This is a genomic window from Lysobacter antibioticus, from assembly GCF_001442535.1.
Classification (GTDB): domain Bacteria; phylum Pseudomonadota; class Gammaproteobacteria; order Xanthomonadales; family Xanthomonadaceae; genus Lysobacter; species Lysobacter antibioticus.
Window position 1 is genome coordinate 5,178,855 of the sequence record NZ_CP013141.1, and the last position, 18,247, is coordinate 5,197,101.

An 18,247-nucleotide genomic window follows, 5' to 3' on the forward strand; every position below is an offset into this window, starting at 1 on the left:
GGCTTAGCAAAAGAAAGTAACCCGGCCGCGTCAGCGGACGGAAGCTCTGCTCTTGCTTGATGTTTTTTGTAGAAGCTAGATCAAACGCCAAGAGCTTCCGCCACTAAAGCGGCGGGTTACTTTCTTTTGTCTAAAGCAACAAAAGAAAGGTAACCAAAGAAAAATGCTTTTCTTTGAATCACAAGCCCGCACGAGCGATGCCGACGCAGGGATTTTTCATACGGGACATCCCTGTCCCGATGAAAAACGGCGCGCATCCCTGCGCGCCGCCCTCCGGGTCTGCCCTCGACCGGCAGAGCGACAAGCGACAAGCGACAAGCGAAGCCTGACATCGACGCCGACCACAAAAGGTCTGCACCAGTCGCGGCTTGCGCCGCTCCTACCCTTAGACGGATCGTGGCCTCGATCGATCCCATCGGCAACGCGTGCTCTGCGCATCCCGTGGTCGCGGCTCACGCCGCTCCTACAGGGGCTCGACCCGGTAACGCCGCCACCCCCGATTCCGCAACGCGACGCACTGTTCCGCTCACGCGCGCCCGGTCATCGCCCACCGCTAACGCCATTTGCGCGACCATCGGCGGGCTCGGGCTCCGCCGCCCGATACGGAGTCCCGCATGACCAAGGCGTCCGATCTGTTCGTCGCCGCGCTCGAGGCCGAAGGCGTCGAATACGTATTCGGCATCCCCGGCGAGGAAAATCTCGATCTGCTCGAATCGCTGCGCACTTCGAGCATCCAGCTGGTTCTGACTCGCCACGAACAGGCCGCCGGTTTCATGGCCGCCACCTACGGCCGGCTTACCGGCAAGGCCGGGGTCTGCCTGTCCACCCTCGGGCCCGGCGCGACCAATCTGGTCACGGCCGCCGCCTACGCCCAACTCGGCGCCATGCCGATGCTGATGATCACCGGCCAGAAGCCGATCAAGACCAGCAAGCAAGGGCATTTCCAGATCGTCGACGTGGTCGACACGATGCGTCCGCTGACCAAGTACACGCGCCAGATCGTCGCCGCCGACAGCATCCCGGCGCGAGTGCGCGAGGCCTTCCGGCGCGCCGAAGAGGAACGCCCAGGCGCGGTGCATCTGGAGCTTCCGCAGGACATCGCCGGCGACCCGACCCAGGCGCGCCTGATACCGGCCTCGTTCTCGCGGCGCCCGGTGGCCGAGGACAAGGCGATCGAACGCGCCGCCGAGGCCATCGCCCAGGCCCGCCACCCGATCCTGATGATCGGCGCCGGCGCCAACCGCAAGACCACCGCCAAGACCCTGCACGCGTTCGTCGCCCAACTCGGCATCCCCTATTTCACCACCCAGATGGGCAAGGGCGTGCTCGACGAGAACGGCCCGCTGTGGCTCGGCAACGCCGCGCTGTCGGACCACGACTTCGTCCATCGCGCCATCGACGCCGCCGACTGCATCGTCAACATCGGCCACGACGTCATCGAGAAGCCGCCGTTCTTCATGCGCGAAGGCCGGCGCACGGTGATCCACGTCAACTACGCCAGCGCCGAAGTCGATGCGGTGTATTTCCCGCAGATCGAAGTGGTCGGCGACATCGCCCACTCGGTCTGGCGCCTGTCGGAGGCGCTGCGGCCGCAGGCGCATTGGGACTTCTCGTTCTTCGACCGCGTGCGCAGCGCCTTGTCGGAGCAACTGCTCGACCGCAGCGAAGACGACCGTTTCCCGCTGGCGCCGCAGCGTCTGGTCGCCGAATTGCGCGCCGCACTGTCGCCGCGCGACGTGGTCTGCCTGGACAACGGCCTGTACAAGCTGTGGTTCGCACGCAACTACCGCTGCGCCGAGCCCAATACTTTATTGCTCGACAATGCCCTGGCGACCATGGGCGCGGGCTTGCCCTCGGCGATCGCCGCGCGCATCGTCTGCCCGGACCGCAAGGTGGTCGCAGTCTGCGGCGACGGCGGTTTCATGATGAATTCGCAGGAGCTCGAAACCGCGGTGCGGCTGGGCCTGGACATCACCGTACTGGTGTTGCGCGACGACGCCTACGGCATGATCAAGTGGAAGCAGGCCCACGAACGCTATCCGAGCTACGGCATGGACCTCGGCAATCCCGACTTCGTCGCCTATGCCAGCAGCTACGGCGCGCGCGGTCATCGCCCCGAGTCCAGCGACGCCTTCGCGCCCTTGCTGCGCCAGGCCCTCGACACGCCGGGCATCGACCTGATCGAAGTGCCGATCGATTACCGCGACGACGACCGCATTCTCAACGAAGACATTCCACGCCTCGCCGCCGCCGTGCAGTGACGCGGCGCTCCCGCCCCCTTTTCGACCAGGAGCATTCCATGGCCCGATCGCCGAAGCAGTCCGATCGCCGCAAAGCGGCCAAGCCCGCCAAGCCCGGCAGCGGCTTGAAGCCGAGCTACCCCTATTACCTGGCCAACCGCCCGGTCGCCGCCAATACCGCCCTGGACGTGCTCGACAAATTCAGCGGCAAGCGCGCGACCCGGGTCGCGATGGCCGACGCCACGGCGGTGCGCAAGGCGATCGTCGCCGCGCACAAGGCGCGCGAAGCGATGGCGGCGTTCACGCCCGACCGCCGTCGCGACGTGCTCGAGCACTGCGTGCGCCGCTTCAGCGAGCGCTTCGAGGAGCTCGCCTTGGCGCTGTGCATCGAAGCCGGCAAGCCGATCCGCGATGCCCGCGGCGAAGTCACCCGCCTGATCGATACCTTCCGCATCGCCGCCGGCGAGGCTACCCGCAGCGGCGGCGAGCTCATCGAACTGCAGATCTCCGAACGCACCCGCGGCTATCGCGGCATGGTCAAGCGGGTGCCGATCGGGCCATGCAGCTTCATCACCCCGTTCAACTTCCCGCTCAACCTGGTCGCGCACAAGGTCGCGCCGGCGATCGCCGCGGGCTGTCCCTTCGTGCTCAAGCCGGCGATCAAGACCCCGGTCGGCGCGCTGATCATCGCCGAGGTGCTGGCCGAGACCGACCTGCCCGAAGGCGCGTTCTCGGTGCTGTGCTGCTCGAACGAAGATGCCTCGCTGTTGGTCGAGGACGAGCGCATCAAGCTGCTGAGCTTCACCGGCGGCCTGATCGGCTGGGACCTCAAGGCACGGTCCGGCAAGAAGAAGGTCACCCTCGAACTCGGCGGCAACGCGGCCTGCATCGTCGATGCCGACCCGGGCGCGAGCCTGGACCACGTGGTCGAGCGGTTGGTGTTCGGCGCCTACTACCAAAGCGGGCAGAGCTGCATCAGCGTGCAGCGCATCTACGCCCACGCCGATATCTACGACAAGCTGCGCAAGAAGCTCAAGTCCGCGATCGCCGCCTTACGCATGGGCGACCCGCGCGACGAGCAGACCTTCATCGGCCCGGTCGTCGACGTCGATGCCGCCAAGCGCATCGAGTCCTGGATCGACGCGGCGGTCAAGGGCGGCGCCAAGCGTATCGTCGCCGGCCCGCGCGACGGCAACATGATCCCCGCGACCTTGCTGGAGAAGGTGCCGCGCGACTCGGACCTATACCGCAAGGAAGTATTCGGGCCGGTGGCGTTCATCGAACCTTTCGACGATTTCGACAAGGTCCTGACGACCGTCAACGACAGCGATTTCGGCCTGCAGGCGGGCGTATTCACCGGCCGCCTCGACCATGCGATGAAAGCCTGGGACCGGCTCGACGTCGGCGGTGTGATCGTTGGCGACGTGCCCAGCTTCCGCGTCGACAACATGCCCTACGGCGGCGTCAAGGATTCCGGCCTCGGCCGCGAAGGCGTGCGCTATGCGATCGAAGACATGAGCGAACAGCGGCTATTGGTGATCCGCGATCCAACCGAAGGTGCGTAACCCCGGACTTCTCCGAAGCCACGTCCCCGCTTCCGCTGCAGAGCCGGCCTAACAAGCCAACCACTCACCCGGCCCCGGACGGGGCCGGGTGAGCGAGCAACTTCCCCGACCGCCCCTTCCCCCGCCCGGCCTCCACGCAAAAAGATTCTGCCAGGCTCAACCCCACCCCCAGCACCGGCACGTTCCACTTCCCAGGTCCACACACCAGGGAAGCCGCCATGAACGTCCGAGCCACGCCGCAGTCGTCGTCGAACCTCCGCTCCATCCGTCCCCTCACTGCGGCCTTGCTGACCGCACTGGCGTTCTCGATCGCCGGCTGCCAGGCGCCCGGCGAGCTGGCGCAGTCGCGCGACAAGAGCGAAGGCGACGCCCTCGTCGTCGAAGTCGCCCCTCACGATGACGCCGCCGCAGCGGCCGACGCCGCCGCCAGCGCCGCGGCGGCTCCTCCGGCACCACCGGCGCCGCTCGCCGAAGCCGCCAAACCGATCCGTGCCGATGCGCGCGCCAAGGGCGCGGCCGAACGGTCGCGAGGGCAAGTGTTCGCAGAAGCCAAGGCCATGCCGGCCGGTAACGCAGCGGCGCAAAGCACCACCCTCGACCGCGTCCAGGTCAGCGGCAGCCGCATCGGGCCGGCCCCGCGCATGCTCAAGCGCAGTGTGTCCGCGCAAATGGCGGCTCCCGCCGCACTCGTGCCGCCGCCCCCGCCGCCGATGTACCAGGCCAGCGCCGACACGGAAAAATACGCCGAGCGCGAAGACAACCCGGTGCACCGCACCAGCGAACAGCCGCTGTCGACCTTCTCGATCGATGTCGACACCGGCAGCTACGCCAATGTCCGGCGCATGCTCAGCAACGGCCAACGGCCGCCCGCCGATGCGGTGCGCGCGGAGGAATTCATCAACTACTTCGACTACGGCCATGCCGCACCGGCCTCGCTGGCGACGCCGTTCCGGGTCAGCACCGAGCTCGCGCCGGCGCCGTGGAATGCGCAGCGCCAGTTGCTGATGATCGGCATCAAGGGCTTCGACGTGCCCAAGAAGACCCTGCCGCCGGCCAACCTGGTGTTCCTGATCGATACCTCGGGCTCGATGGACTCGCCCGACAAACTGCCGCTGCTGAAAAGCTCGTTCTCGCTGCTGACCAAGCAGTTGCGCGCGCAGGACCGCATCTCGATCGTGGTCTACGCCGGCTCGGCCGGCCTGGTGTTGCCGCCCACGCCGGGCGACCGCCAGGAAGAGATTCTCGCCGCGCTCGATCGCCTGCAAGCCGGCGGCAGCACCAACGGCGGCGACGGCATCCGCCTGGCCTATGCGATGGCCAAGCAGGCCTACGTCAACAACGGCGTCAACCGCGTGATCCTCGCCACCGACGGCGATTTCAATGTCGGCACGGTCGACAACAACGCTCTGGAAACCCTGGTCGCCGATCAGCGCAAGAGCGGCATCGCCCTGACCACGCTGGGCTTCGGCCAAGGCAACTACAACGACGAACTGTCGGAGAAACTCGCCGACGTCGGCGACGGCAACCATGCCTACATCGACACCCTGCAGGAAGCGCGCAAAGTGCTGGTCGAAGAGATGGGCTCGACCCTCATGACCATCGCCCGCGACGTCAAGATCCAGATCGAGTTCAACCCGGCCCAGGTCGCCGAATATCGCCTGATCGGCTACGAAAACCGCCTGCTCAAGCGCGAGGACTTCGCCAACGACAAGGTCGACGCCGGCGACATCGGCGCCGGCCACGAGGTCACCGCGCTGTACGAACTCACCCCGGTCGGCTCGAGCGCGATGCGTCTGCCGGCGCTGCGCTATGCCGGCAGCGCGCCGGCGCTCGGCCAGGGCGGCGAAATCGCCAACCTCAAGCTGCGCTACAAGCGTCCCGGAGAAGACCGCAGCCAGTTGATCGAAACGCCGGTCAGGCGTTCGAGCCTGCGCCTGGTCGCGAGCGAGCCGATGCGCATGGCGGCCTCGGTCGCGGCCTTCGCCGACACCTTGCGCGGCGGCAGCCAGTACGACGGCTGGGGCTGGGACCAGATCATCGCCACCGCGCGCGGTCTCAAGCTCGACGACCGCTGGGGCCAGCGCGCCGAGTTCATCGGCCTGGTCGAACGCGCCAAGGTGCAGATCGGCGAGATCGGCCGGGTCGGGCCGGTCGCGGGCGTGGCGGTCAGCGAATGAGGGTCGAGGCCGCCTTCGCGGCGGCCGCTTCGACCCGATCGGAGTCGATCGGGTCGGCCTCCGCGGGGAAGGCCTCGTCGGCGCCGAGTTCGATCAAGCCCGATCCGTCCGCGAACGCAGCCACCGCGTCCGATTCGAGCAGGCCCGAGCGATAGCCTTCGGCGATGCTCGCCGCGCTGCGGATGTGTTCGCCGGGATGGCCGAACAGATAGCCCTGGCCGTAGGTGCAGCCCAGCTCGCGCAAAGCCGTGCGCTGGGCTTCGGTTTCCACGCCCTCGCCGATGGTGTGGATGCCGAGCGTACCGGCCAGCGCCTGGATCGCGCGCACCACCGCGACGCTTTCCGGACGCGATTCGCCGACCAAGCCCGCGACGAAACTCTGATCGATCTTCAAACACTCGATCGGAAAACGGTGCAGGTACGACAGCGCAGAGAAGCCGGTACCGAAATCGTCCAACTGCGCCAACACCCCGTGATTACGCAGGTTGCGCAACATCCGCAAGGCGCGCGGCACGTCGTCGAGCAAGGCGACCTCGGTGATCTCGATACGCAGGCGGCGCGGATCGGCGCCGGCCTCGTCGATCATCCGCAACAGCCGGTCGGCGAAATCGCCTGAACGGAAATGCCGCGGCGAGACGTTGACCGAGATGTAGCCGTCGCCGCCGCGCGCCAGTTCGGTGACCACGCGGCCGTACAGGATCCAGTCGGCCTCTTCGATCAGACCGCTGTCCTCGCCCAGGCCGATGAATTCGCGCGGCAGCAACAGGCCGCGTTTCTCGTGGCGCCAGCGCAGCAGCGCTTCGTGGCCGATCAGGCCGTGGTCGTCGAGGCGCACGATGGGCTGGTAATAAGCGATGAAGGCATCGCCGTTGATCGCGCGACGCAGGTCGGCTTCCAGGTCGAGGATGCGCATCGCCTGCTCGCGCATCTCCTCGTCGAACACCGCGCAACGGCCGCGTCCGGCGCCCTTGGCGCGGTACATCGCCGCGTCGGCGTCGCGCAGCAGCTCGATGCCGTTGCGATAACGCGGGTGCCACATGGCGATGCCGATGCTGGCCGACGGAAACACTTCGCGCCCGGCCACCCAGCACGGCTCGCCCAGCGTGCGCAGCACGCGCGAGGCCAGTTCCTCGGCCACGCCGAGTCCGTCGATGTTCTCGATCAGAATCGCGAATTCGTCGCCGCCGAGGCGCGCCACGGTGTCGTTGCTGCGCACGGTCGAGACGATGCGGCGGCTGCTTTCGACCAACAGCTCGTCGCCGGCCGAATGGCCGACGCTGTCGTTGACCAGCTTGAACCGGTCCAGGTCCAGGAACAGAACCGCGAACGCACGCTGCTCGCGGCGCGCGCGCGCGATCGCGTCGTCCAGGCGTTCGAGCAACTGGCCGCGGTTCGGCAGGCCGGTGAGGGCGTCGTGCAGGGCCTGGTGGGTCAGCTTCTGTTCGGCGCGCACGCGTTCGCCGATCTGGGCGAGCAGTTCGGCGTTGGTGTGGGCCAGCTCGCGGGTGCGCGAAGCGACCCGCTGTTCGAGCTCGCCGTGCGCGGTCACCAGCCGGTCCTGGGCCTGCTTGCGCGCCAGGCCGATGCTGATGTGGTGGGCGACGAAGGTCAGCAGTTCCTGGTCGCGGGCATTGAAGCTGATCGCACGCGAGTAGCTCTGTATCGCAATCACTCCGACCACCGAGTCGTCGCGGTACAGCGGCACGCCCAGCCAGCAATGCGCGGCCGAGCCGTGGCTGCGCACTTCGCCGCGGCTGTTGAGCTCGGCGATGCGGTGGCGGTCGGCCAGCAACGGCCGGCCCTGGCGGATCACGTATTCGGTCAGGCCGCCGGCAAGCTGGCGGCTCTCGCGGATCATGTCGCGCTCGTCGATCGAGTACGGGAACTGCAGGCGGTCGCCGTCCTCGGACAGCAGCGCGATGTAGAAATTGCGCGCGTACAACAGCTCGCTGACCACGTCGTGGACTTGCGAATAGAAGCGGCCCAGGGTGTCGGAAGTGATGGTCAGCTCGGCGATGCGGAACAGCGCGCGTTGCAGGCGTTCCGAGCGCTGGCGCTCGATGATCTCGGCCTGCAGGTCGCGGTTGCTGAGCTGCAAGGCGTAGGTTCGCTCGGCGACGTGGCGTTCGAGCTCCTCGCGGGCGCCGAAACGGTCGAGCGCGGTCAGGATGTGCTGGGCCACGAACGACAACAGCGCCCGGTCTTCCTCGCCGTAGCTGCCGGCGCTCTCGTAGTTCTGCACCACGATCGCGCCGCAGACGCGTTCGTCGCGGCGCATCGGCACGCCGAGCCAGTCGGCGCTGTCGGGGCCGTGGTACTCGTCGGGCGGCACGCCGAGCAGGTCGCGCAGCGCCGCCGAACTGCCCTGCAGCGGCTCGCCGTGGCGCAACAGGGCCAGGGTCAGGCTGGTCGGCATCTCGTCGCCGCGGATCACCCGCTGCGGATCGGCCACGTAGGGGTCGTTGCGGTCGGCGAAATACAGGAAGCGCATCGTGTCGGCGACGTCGTCGTAGAGCACGATGTAGAAATTCTCGGCGTACATCAGGCCGCAGACCACGCCGTGGATGCGGCTGAGCAGGTCGGTCATCTCCAGCCCGGAGCCGGCCAGGTCGGCGATGCCGTACAAGGCCTGCTGCAGGCGTTCGGACTTTTCCAGGGCTTCGGCGCGGGCGTGGGCGCGCACCGCCGACAGATCGGCGGCGACGATACGCCGCGCCATCGCCAGCCAGGCGGCGCGCAACGGCGTCGGCAGGGCCTGCGGCAGGCAGGCGACGATCGCCGCGCGACTGCCGTCCTCCAGCCACCAGGCCGCCTCGATGCGGTCGCCGCCGCAATCGTCGGACGCGCCGACCGCGGGCGGGTCGCGTTCGAGCAAGGCGCCGGCATCGGCGCGCAAGGGCGCCTCGACGCCCGGCGTGAACGATTCCGACAGGCGGCCGTAGGCCGAACGCCAGCAGACCACCACGAGGGAGCCGACCGGCAACGCCTCCTGCAGCGCGCAGGCGAGCGCCTCGCCCGCGGACGATCTATCGCTCACCGTTGCCCCTGGTAGTACGTCACTGTGCACCGCATCGCCGCCTTCTGCGCAAGGCGCAGGATAACGCGAGCTTTACAGGATCGGCAGACGGCAACCCCACCAGGGCTCCCGGACCGTTGTTCCGAACATGCAACTGGCCCTCCCATCGCCGCTATACGACGTCTCTCCCGTGCGCAACCGCTTCCCGTCTGCGTCGCCAGGCCGTACCCTGCCGCGGATGAATTCCGGTGCGGACGCTAGCGATGACGTGCTGATGCTGGCCTGGACGGGCGGCGACGCCGCCGCGTTCGAGGTCCTGTATTCGCGTCACCGCGGCCCTTTGTACCGTTTCTTGCTGCGTCAGATCCGTGATTCGGCGCTCGCTGACGAGTTCTTCCAGGACGTCTGGCAGCGAGTGATCGCCGCGCGCGACGGCTGGAAGCCGGATGCGGCGTTCAGCACCTGGCTGTTCCGGATCGCCCACAACCGCCTGAACGACTACTGGCGCGGCCTCAAGCACCGCCCGCCGGCACCGGCCGACGGCGACGAGCGCGCCGCCCGGGTCGCCGACCCGACCACGCCCGAGCGCGAACTGTCCGAGTTCGAACAGCGCCGCCGCCTGCAGCGGGCGATCGAGGAATTGCCCGAGGAGCAGCGCGAAGTGGTGCTGCTGCGCCTGGAACAGGAATTGAGCCTGGAGGACATCGGCGCCATCACGGGGGCCGGCAGGGAAACGGTGAAGTCCAGACTGCGCTACGCGATGGACAAGTTGCGCGCGAGGTTGACCGAATGAACCGCCGTCACGACGCCCACGATCCGCTGTCGCCCGAGGAACGCGAGCTGGCCGAGCGCCTGCTGCGCCTGGGACCGCACGACGGCCCCTCGCCGGCCCTGGACGCCAAGATCCTCGCCGCCGCCCATGCCGCCGTGGCGCAGACGCCGCGTGCGCGCAGCAAGACGCGCTGGCCGGCCTGGATCGGCGTGGCGGCCTCGCTGACCCTGGCGATCGGCGTGGCCTGGCAGTTGCGGCCGATGGACAAGGCGCTGGAGTCGGTCGGCGAAGACCAGGCCACCGCCGCTTCAGTGAACTCGGCCGAATCCGCCGCCGCGGCCCCGGCCGCGGCTGACGCCGCCACCGACTCCGCCTACGACAGCAGTGCCGGTGCGGCCGATGCCGCCACCAGCGTCGCCGCGCCCGAGCCCCTACCCGAGGCGCGAATGGTCGCTCCACCCTCGCCTCCGGCGCGAACGGTCGCGCCGCCTCCGCCGCCGATGGAAGCCGTCAAGCGCAACGACGCGGCTGCCGATAGCCTGCGCGCGGAACAGCGGCAGCAGGAACACAAGCGAGCCGCCAAGCGTGCCGAGACCCGCGACGTCCAGGCCTTTGGGGCAGCGACGCCGATCGACGCGCCGGCGCCACCGCCGGCGCCGGCCTCGGCTCCGGTCTATGCCCCGGCCCCGGCCGCCGCGCCCGCCAGCGATGCCGCCAAACCGCAGCTCGCACGGGAACGCCGCTACGAACTGCAGGAGGCTGCCCCGGCAGCCGCGACCTCGGCGCCCAAGGCCGAGGGCGACATGCGCAGCAAACCGGCACCGTTAATGGGCAATGCCACGCGCTCGGTCGCACCTGCCGCCGCTCAACCGGCGCAAGCCGAAACCGCGCAACCGGCGGCCGCGAACGACTCGACCAGCCTGGACCGGGTCCAGGTCACCGGCAGCCGGATCATGCCGGATGCCGCCCAGGAAGCCCGCCTGACCCCGGCGCAATGGCTGGAGCTGATCCGCGGCTACCGCGACCGCGGCGACACCGAGCTCGCCCGCGACAGCCTGCGCCGCTTCCACCGCGCCCATCCGCAGACGCGGGTGCCGGACGACCTGCGCGCCCTGCTGAAATGAGCCCGCGCCGCCGGCCCGGCACCGGCGCGGGCGGCCGCCGGTGACCGCCGCGACCCTGGCCGCACGCGCCAGCCTGTCGATCGAGGTCAAGCACAGCCGCTTTCTCGCCCTCGCCGCTCCGGTGACCACACCGGAAGAGGCCCTGGCCTTCATCGCCGAGGTCGGCGACCCGGCCGCGACCCACAACTGCTGGGCCTACCGCATCGGCGCCCAATACCGCTTCAACGACGACGGCGAACCGGCCGGCACCGCCGGGCGGCCGATCCTGGCCGCGATCGACGGCCAGGGTTACGACCAGGTCGTGGTCGTGGTGACCCGCTGGTACGGCGGCATCAAGCTCGGCGCCGGCGGCCTGGTCCGCGCCTACGGCGGTTGCGCGGCGGAGTGCCTGCGCTGCGCCGAGCGACGCGAACTGGTGCGCTACAGCGAGCTGGAGCTCGCGTTTCCGTTCGAAGACACCGGCGCGGTGCATGCCGCGCTGAGCGCCCATGGCGCCGAGAAAGACCAGGAACGCTACAGCGCCGAGGGCGTGCGCATGCTCGTCCGCCTGCCCGAATCGCAGGTCGACGCCTTGAAAGCGCAGCTTCGCGACGCCACACGTAATCGCGTGCGCCTCGAACAACCCGGCCGCGCCCCTTCCCCATGAACGCCTCCCGATGACAGATTCCAGCGCCGGCCGCCCGGTCGACTCACGCCGCGACGACCGCAAGGCCCCGATCGGCAGTCTGCGGACCTTGTGGCCGTTCGTGCGCAAGCACAGCCGCCTGTTCGTGGCCTGGCTGTTCGCCCTCGGCGCGTCCAGCGCCGCCACCCTGAGTCTGCCGGTCGCGTTCAAGACCATGATCGACCAGGGCTTCGCTCAGAGCTCCGCCGGCGGCGGCAGCAGCGCGATCGACCGCGCCTTCCTGTTGCTGTTCCTGGTCGCCATCGCCCTGGCCTTCGCCACCGCGATCCGCTTCTATTTCGTCTCGGTGCTGGGCGAGCGCGTGGTCGCCGACTTGCGCGAGAAGCTCTACAGCCATCTGATCGCGCTCGATGCCGGTTTCCACGACCGCAACCGCAGCGGCGAGCTGGTCTCGCGCCTCACCGCCGACGCCGAACTGTTGCGCAGCGTGGTCGGTTCGAGCATGTCGGTCGCTTTGCGCAGCACGGTCACGGTGATCGGCAGCCTCGGCATGCTGTTCTGGACCAGCCCGCGCCTGGCCGTGTTCGCCCTGATCGGGATTCCGCTGGCGGTGCTGCCGATCGTCATCGGCGGACGCAAGCTGCAGAAGATCTCGCGCGCCAGCCAGGACCGCGTCGCCGACGCTAACACCCTGGCCAGCGAAACCCTCGGCGCCGTGCGCACGGTCCAGGCGCATGCGCGCGAGCCCTACGAGCAAGGCCGTTTCAGCCAGTCGCTGCAGATCGCGGTGAAGGCCGCGCGCCAGCGCATCAGCGCCCAGGCCTGGGTCACCGCGATCGCCATCACCCTGGTGTTCGGCGCGATCACCCTGGTGCTGTGGTCGGGCGCGCACGACGTCGTCGCCGGGCGCATGAGCGCCGGCACGCTCGGCCAGTTCGTGCTCTACGCCCTGATCGGCGGCGGTTCGATCGGCGCCCTCGCCGAAGTCTGGAACGACCTGCAGCGCGCCGCCGGCGGCATGGGCCGGATCAGCGAACTGCTCAACGAATCCAGCGCGGTGCGCGCGCCTACGCACCCGAAAGTGCTGGCGAAGCCGCTGCACGGCGAACTGGTCTTCGAGCACGTCGGCTTCCACTACCCGCTGCGCCCCGACCTGCCCGCGCTGGAGGATTTCAGCCTGCGCGTGCGTCCGGGCGAGACCGTGGCCCTGGTCGGCCCCTCCGGCGCCGGCAAGAGCACCGTGTTCTCGATCCTGCTGCGCTTCCACGACCCGCAGCAGGGTGCGGTCAAGGTCGACGGCGTCGACGTGCGCGAGCTCGACCCGGCCGCCTTGCGCGAAGCCGTCGCCCTGGTGCCGCAGCAGCCGACCATCTTCGCCACCACCGCGCGCGACAACATCCGCTACGGCCGCCTCGAAGCCAGCGACGACGATGTCGCCCAGGCCGTGCGCGCCGCTCATGCCGCCGATTTCATCGGGGCCCTGCCCGACGGGCTGGGCACCGAGTTGGGCGAACGCGGCGCGCGCCTGTCGGGCGGCCAACAGCAACGCATCGCCATCGCCCGCGCCCTGCTCAAGGACGCGCCGATCCTGCTGCTCGACGAAGCCACCAGCGCACTCGATGCGCAGAGCGAACGCGCCGTGCAGCAAGCCTTGGAAACGCTGATGGAAGGCCGCACCACCCTGGCCATCGCCCATCGCCTGGCGACCGTGCTAAAGGCCGACCGCATCGTGGTCATGGACCGCGGCCGTATCGTCGCCGAAGGCACGCATGCGCAATTGCTCGCGCAGGGCGGTTTATACGCCGAGCTGGCGAAACTGCAGTTTCTCGATTGAACCGGTCGAGCGAGACGTGAGTGCAGAGAAGTGAGGAGTGAGCGAAGGCGGATTCCGCCAACGCTCGCTCTCCTCACTTCTCGTTCCTAGTTCCTATTTACCAGTTCCTATCTCAACTACGGACCAAGGTCAGGCCGTACTGACTGAGGATCGGGCCGAGCCGCTCGAACAGGCTGCTGCGCTGCGACGCCGGGATCCCGCAGTTGTTGCCGTTGGCCTGCACATTGCCGCCCGACATCACGCCCTGCGCCTGGCCGGCGCTGGTGATCCAGGAACCGCCCGAATCGCCGCGTCCCATGCAGGCATTGCCCTGCGTCAGGCCGCGCACCGCGCCCTCGGCGTAGTTGGCGGTGACGTTCTTGGCGGTGATGGTGCCGCAGCGATAGCCGGTGGTGCGGCCGGAACGGCACACCGCCGCGCCGATCGCCGCTTCGGTGCTGCCGCGCACCGCCACGGTGCCGCCACTGTAGTTGCTGACCGCGCCCTGCAGGGTGTGGGTGCTGCCGACGCTGACCCAGGCGCGGTCGTTGCCCGGGAACACGCGGGCGGCGAAGGAGCCGACTTGCACGCCGCCGACACGGGCGATGGCGCCGACCGTGCCGCAATGGCCGGCGGTCACATAGCCCTTGGTGGTGCCGCGAGTGACAGAGAAGCCGACCGAACACAGCGAGGCGTTGTTGATCGAATACTCGATGCCGCCGAGGATGGTCGCCGTGGTCTGCAAGCTGCCCGGCATTTCCTCGATGCGCACCATGCCGCTGTCGGCGCCGCTGAGGGCGACGAAATCGACGCCGCGCTCGGTCGCGCCCTGGTCGACCTTGACCACGACGCTGTTGCTCGTCTGGTCGACATACCAGCTCTGGACGCCGCTCAGCGGCTTGCTGATGCCCTTCACCCGCGCCTGCGAACCGGCATCGAGCAGATCCATCGAGTTCTGCAACTGCTTCAGGCTATGGCGCACGGTGCGCACTTCGACGCCGGGAATGCGCAAGGCTTTGCGCGCGCCCGAAGTCGCGGCGACGTACTTGAAGCTGCCGTCCTCGTTGCGCTCGATCCAACTGCCGGCGAAGTTGCCGCCGAGCTCGCGTTCGACCGCCGCTGCCTGGGTCTGCGCGAGGCGTTCGGTGGCCAGGTACTGGCCGAGCTGCGACGGGAACACGCCGAGGTCGCGCTGCATCGCGAACTTCAGTTCGGGACTCACTTCGTCGGCCGCCAGCGCCGCGCCGCAGGACAATGCGGCCACCGCCGTCATCATCGAGAACATAGACACACGCGCCAGGCCGGCGCGCTTGCCGGATTTCGATACGGACATGTTGGAGAACTCCTTAGGGATGGAATCTGACATGGCTCGGATAAGGTCGTGACGACCTCGTGTCGCCATCGCACGGACGGCGGACCCATCATCGGGACCACACTCGCGTGGCGTTCGATGCGCATCGGGACGACAGGAGCGGACAGATAAGGAGATGGCGGCCGCGCGCACAAGCCGCCGGTGAGACGCCGTCACACCGGTATTCCGAGGCGCGTCACAAGAACGCGCATGCGCCGTCGAGGCTGAACGAATTCGGCGCGGGCGCCGCCGACTATGCGCAGCCGAATGTTGTCGTGCTTATTGCGCTGTGAGCCGCGCAGCGCAAGCGTTCACACGGCCGCTGGCGGCCGCGTAACGAAGATCGCCACGAAGACTCCGCCGACCGTCGAGTGGCGAGGTGCGTGCGACGCTTGGCGACGGAACCGCTTCCTACAGCATCATGGGATCGCGGCGCGACAGGGCCTTCGCGAAGACGCCTGCGTTGCGTCGATGTTGTTTTCGCCGACGCTAAACCTGGGCAACGCAGGCGCGATCGCGTCCGTCGATTCGACGATGGCAAGGGCGGACGCAACGATCCGCGACCGCCTTCAACCGGCGCGCTTGGCCTCGCCGATCAACCAAAGCGTAAACAGGCACAGGGCGACCAGCATCGCCCCGCGTCCGAGCCAGAACAGCGCAAACGAAAAATCCGAACCGTGCGCCGGCGGCGGTACCGCGGCCAGCGCCAGCAGCGCCAGCGCCTGGGATTTACGTGAACCACGCATGGTTGCACCTCCCGCTGCGGCCTGGAATGGCCGACCGGGCGACCATACACCCATCCGAGGAAAACCGGCGTCATCGCCGGCTCGCTGCGACGGACGTCGCATTCAGGGAGGTCGTCGCGCGGGCTAAGGATCGATCCGGATCGGAGTGCCGTTCGGCACCAGACTCCAGACTTCCTCGATCTGCTCATTGCTCAGTGCGATGCAGCCATCGGTCCAGTCGCGTCGGTACCCGGGCGGCGTCCCGCCATGAATCATGATGTCTCCGCCCGGATCGACGCCGCGCGCACGCGCCTGCTTGCGATCGGCCTCGTTCGGATACGACACGCGCAGGGACAAATGAAAACGGCTGTTGGGATTGCGCCCGCTGATGCGGTAAGCGCCTTCGGGCGTGCGCTCGTCGCCTTGCTGGCGCTTGTGTCCGCTCGGCGCATCGCCGAGCAGAATCGAATAGGTGCGGATGAGCTTGCCGTCGCGCAGCAGCCGCATGCGCCGCTCCGACTTGTCGACGACGATGCTGTCGGCGCGTTGCGCCGCCGGCGCCATCGCCGGCGGCGTGCGCGCCCAGGCCGGCGCACAGACCAGAGCAACCGCGAACAAATACAGGCCCATCGTCCTCATGCCGGCAGCACCCGCTGCAGGACGAGGTCGAAATCCAAGCCCTCCGGCAAGGTGCCGAAAGCCAGGCCATGCTGCCCGCCGAGCCGGCTCGCGCAGAATGCCGGCGCCAGCGGGCTGCCGGCACGCAACAGCGTCGCCGCCTGCAGCGCTAGAGCGAGGCGCTCGGTCCATGCCCGCGCCTGCGCTTCGACCACTGGCGTTTGCCCGCTCAGGACCGCGCGTAATGGGTCGAGCCAAGCGTCGAACGCGGCGTTGCGGCCCGCGGCCGATTCGAGCTCGGTCAGCAAGGCCGCAGCGGTCTGCGGCTCGCGTGCGAGCGCACGCAGCACGTCGAGGCATTGGATGTTGCCGCTGCCCTCCCAGATCGAATTCAACGGTGCCTGCCGATACAGCCGCGGCAGGATCGATTCCTCGACATAACCCGCGCCGCCCAGGCACTCCTGCGCTTCATTGACGAAGGCCGGCGCGCGTTTGCAGACCCAGTACTTGCCGATCGCGGTGGCGATACGCGCGAACGCCGCTTCGCCGGCATCGCCGCCGGCACGGTCGACCGCGCCGGCGACCCGGATCGCGAACTGGATCGCGGCCTCGGCTTCGAGCGCGAGATCGGCCAGGACGTTGCGCATCAGCGCGTGATCGAGCAGCGGCTTGCCGAAGCTGCGCCGATGGCGGGCGTGGTGCATGGCCTGCGCCAGGGCCATGCGCATTTCGCCGGCCGAGCCGAGCATGCAGTCCAGGCGGGTCAGCATCACCATCTCGATGATCGTCGCCACACCGCGGCCTTCATCGCCGATGCGTTGCGCCCAGGCGCCCTGGAATTCGACTTCCGACGATGCGTTCGACCAGTCGCCGAGCTTGTCCTTGAGCCGCATCAAGCGCAGCGCGTTCTTGCCGCCGTGCGGATGCCAGCGCGGCATCAGGAAACAACTCAGCCCACCGGGCGCCTGTGCCAGTACGAGGAAGCCATCCGACATCGGCGCCGAGAAAAACCATTTGTGACCGACCAGTTCGTACTCGTCGCCGGACAAGGGCGTGGCAACGGTCTGGTTGGCGCGCACGTCGGAGCCGCCCTGCTTCTCGGTCATGCCCATGCCGAGGGTGAGGCCGGCCTTGTCGCCGAAGCCGACATCGCGCCCGTCGTAACTCGGCGTAGCGGCCTTGCGCGCCCACTCGTCCAGCGCCGGCGCGTGACGCAGCACCGGCGCGGCGGCGTGGGTCATGGTCAAGGGGCAACTGGTGCCTGGCTCGACCTGGTGATGCAGATAACTCAGCGCCGCGCGCGCGACAGGCGAGCCCGGACGAGGATCGTGCCAGGACAGGCCGGCCACGCCGTTTTCGATCGCGGCGCGCAGGATCGCGTGGTAGTTCGGATGGAACTCGACCAGGTCGATGCGATGGCCTTGGGCGTCGTGGCTGCGCAGGCGCGGCTTGTCGCGATGCGCATCGAAGCTGAGGCGGTAGATCTCGTCGCCGGCGAGCGCGCCATAGCGTGCCAGCGCCTCGGCATGGCCGTCGCCGCCTTCGCGGCTTACCGCTTCGCGCAGCGCGATGTCGTCGCGCCACAGATCGCGCGGGGCGAACGGCGGCGGTTGATTCTCGACCCGATGGGTCGCGAACGGGGGCAGCGTATCCATGGCAGCGACTCTCCGTTGGGTTTATCTGGATTCTAGTGGGGTCTAGGCGGTGTGGCTCGCTGGTCCGGGAAACAGGGCGACCGCGAGACTCTAAGCCGGCGCGGCCCCTTACCTCGTACCGTAGCCCCAGCCTTGGCTGTGGCTGTGGCTGTTGCTGTGCGTCGCCTGGATCTAGCGAAGGCAATAGAAGGCCCGGAGGGCGGCCCGCATGGATGCGGGCCGTTTTTCATCGGGACAGGGATGTCCCGTATGAAAAATCCCCGCGGATGCATCGCTTGTGCGGGCCCTTGACTCAAAGAAAAGCATTTTTCTTTGGTTACCTTTCTTTTGTTGCTTATGACAAAAGAAAGTAACCCGCCGCTTTAGTGGCGGAAGTTTTTAGCGTTTGATCTTGATCTTGATCTCGCTTCAGCGATGCGCCGCAAGACCGAATCAGCGCGGTCGCGGCTCGCGCCGCTCCTACCCTGACGCACTGCCGCCGCCCTCGGCGCGAGATCGATGCAATGCGGTCGCGGCTCGCGCCGCTCCTACAGGGGAAGGGTTCGCTACGCGCCCTTCTTCAAGCA

12 protein-coding genes are annotated in these 18,247 nt (G+C 68.3%); 7 read left to right on the forward strand and 5 right to left on the reverse strand.

The window, feature by feature from the left end:
- Positions 1-614 precede the first annotated feature (614 nt).
- From GLA29479_RS20835 to GLA29479_RS20850, 3 genes are all read left to right on the forward strand, one after another.
- The gene (locus GLA29479_RS20835; protein ID WP_057972726.1) at positions 615-2,261 is read left to right on the forward strand and encodes an acetolactate synthase large subunit; all 1,647 of its coding nucleotides are present in this window, start codon (positions 615-617) and stop codon (positions 2,259-2,261) included.
- Positions 2,262-2,299: 38 nt separating this feature from the next.
- Complete coding sequence (locus GLA29479_RS20840) at positions 2,300-3,805, forward strand: aldehyde dehydrogenase family protein (protein ID WP_082638871.1); 1,506 nt, start codon at positions 2,300-2,302, stop codon at positions 3,803-3,805.
- A gap of 218 nt (positions 3,806-4,023) precedes the next feature.
- Positions 4,024-5,982 carry a YfbK domain-containing protein gene (locus GLA29479_RS20850; protein WP_082638872.1) on the forward strand — a complete coding sequence of 653 codons (1,959 nt, stop codon included), beginning with the start codon at positions 4,024-4,026 and terminating at the stop codon, positions 5,980-5,982.
- Here GLA29479_RS20850 and GLA29479_RS20855 read toward each other — a convergent pair.
- On the reverse strand, positions 5,972-9,019 hold the full coding sequence (locus GLA29479_RS20855) for an EAL domain-containing protein (RefSeq protein WP_248842769.1): 3,048 nt from the start codon (positions 9,017-9,019) through the stop codon (positions 5,972-5,974). The two genes, GLA29479_RS20850 and GLA29479_RS20855, sit on opposite strands and share 11 nt — an antisense overlap.
- Before the next feature lie 217 nt (positions 9,020-9,236).
- On the opposite strand from GLA29479_RS20855, the gene GLA29479_RS20860 reads away from it, so the two are divergent.
- From GLA29479_RS20860 to GLA29479_RS20875, 4 genes are read left to right on the forward strand one after another with little or no spacing between them, the layout of a single operon-like run.
- Positions 9,237-9,791: an RNA polymerase sigma factor gene (locus tag GLA29479_RS20860; protein WP_057918588.1), complete on the forward strand. Its 555-nt coding sequence runs from the start codon at positions 9,237-9,239 to the stop codon at positions 9,789-9,791.
- On the forward strand, positions 9,788-10,894 hold the full coding sequence (locus GLA29479_RS20865) for a hypothetical protein (RefSeq protein ID WP_057972728.1): 1,107 nt from the start codon (positions 9,788-9,790) through the stop codon (positions 10,892-10,894). Before GLA29479_RS20860 ends, GLA29479_RS20865 begins: the two co-directional genes overlap by 4 nt.
- A gap of 40 nt (positions 10,895-10,934) precedes the next feature.
- On the forward strand, positions 10,935-11,540 hold the full coding sequence (locus tag GLA29479_RS20870) for an IMPACT family protein (protein ID WP_057918590.1): 606 nt from the start codon (positions 10,935-10,937) through the stop codon (positions 11,538-11,540).
- 10 nt (positions 11,541-11,550) lie between these two features.
- On the forward strand, positions 11,551-13,353 hold the full coding sequence (locus GLA29479_RS20875; protein WP_057972729.1) for an ABC transporter transmembrane domain-containing protein: 1,803 nt from the start codon (positions 11,551-11,553) through the stop codon (positions 13,351-13,353).
- A 112-nt stretch (positions 13,354-13,465) separates the two neighbouring features.
- Here GLA29479_RS20875 and GLA29479_RS20880 read toward each other — a convergent pair whose 3' ends face one another.
- The 4 genes from GLA29479_RS20880 to GLA29479_RS20890 form a co-directional block, all read right to left on the reverse strand.
- Entirely contained in the window at positions 13,466-14,665 is a 1,200-nt protein-coding gene (locus tag GLA29479_RS20880; protein WP_057972730.1) for a S1 family peptidase, read from the reverse strand.
- A gap of 587 nt (positions 14,666-15,252) precedes the next feature.
- Positions 15,253-15,429: a hypothetical protein gene (locus GLA29479_RS25460; protein WP_169795710.1), complete on the reverse strand. Its 177-nt coding sequence runs from the start codon at positions 15,427-15,429 to the stop codon at positions 15,253-15,255.
- Positions 15,430-15,552: 123 nt separating this feature from the next.
- Positions 15,553-16,047 carry a L,D-transpeptidase family protein gene (locus GLA29479_RS20885; protein WP_057918593.1) on the reverse strand — a complete coding sequence of 165 codons (495 nt, stop codon included), beginning with the start codon at positions 16,045-16,047 and terminating at the stop codon, positions 15,553-15,555.
- A complete protein-coding gene (locus GLA29479_RS20890) occupies positions 16,044-17,681 on the reverse strand; it encodes an acyl-CoA dehydrogenase family protein (RefSeq protein WP_144436665.1) in 1,638 nt (545 codons plus the stop codon). The genes GLA29479_RS20885 and GLA29479_RS20890 overlap by 4 nt, the downstream gene beginning before the upstream one ends.
- Positions 17,682-18,247: the final 566 nt, after the last annotated feature.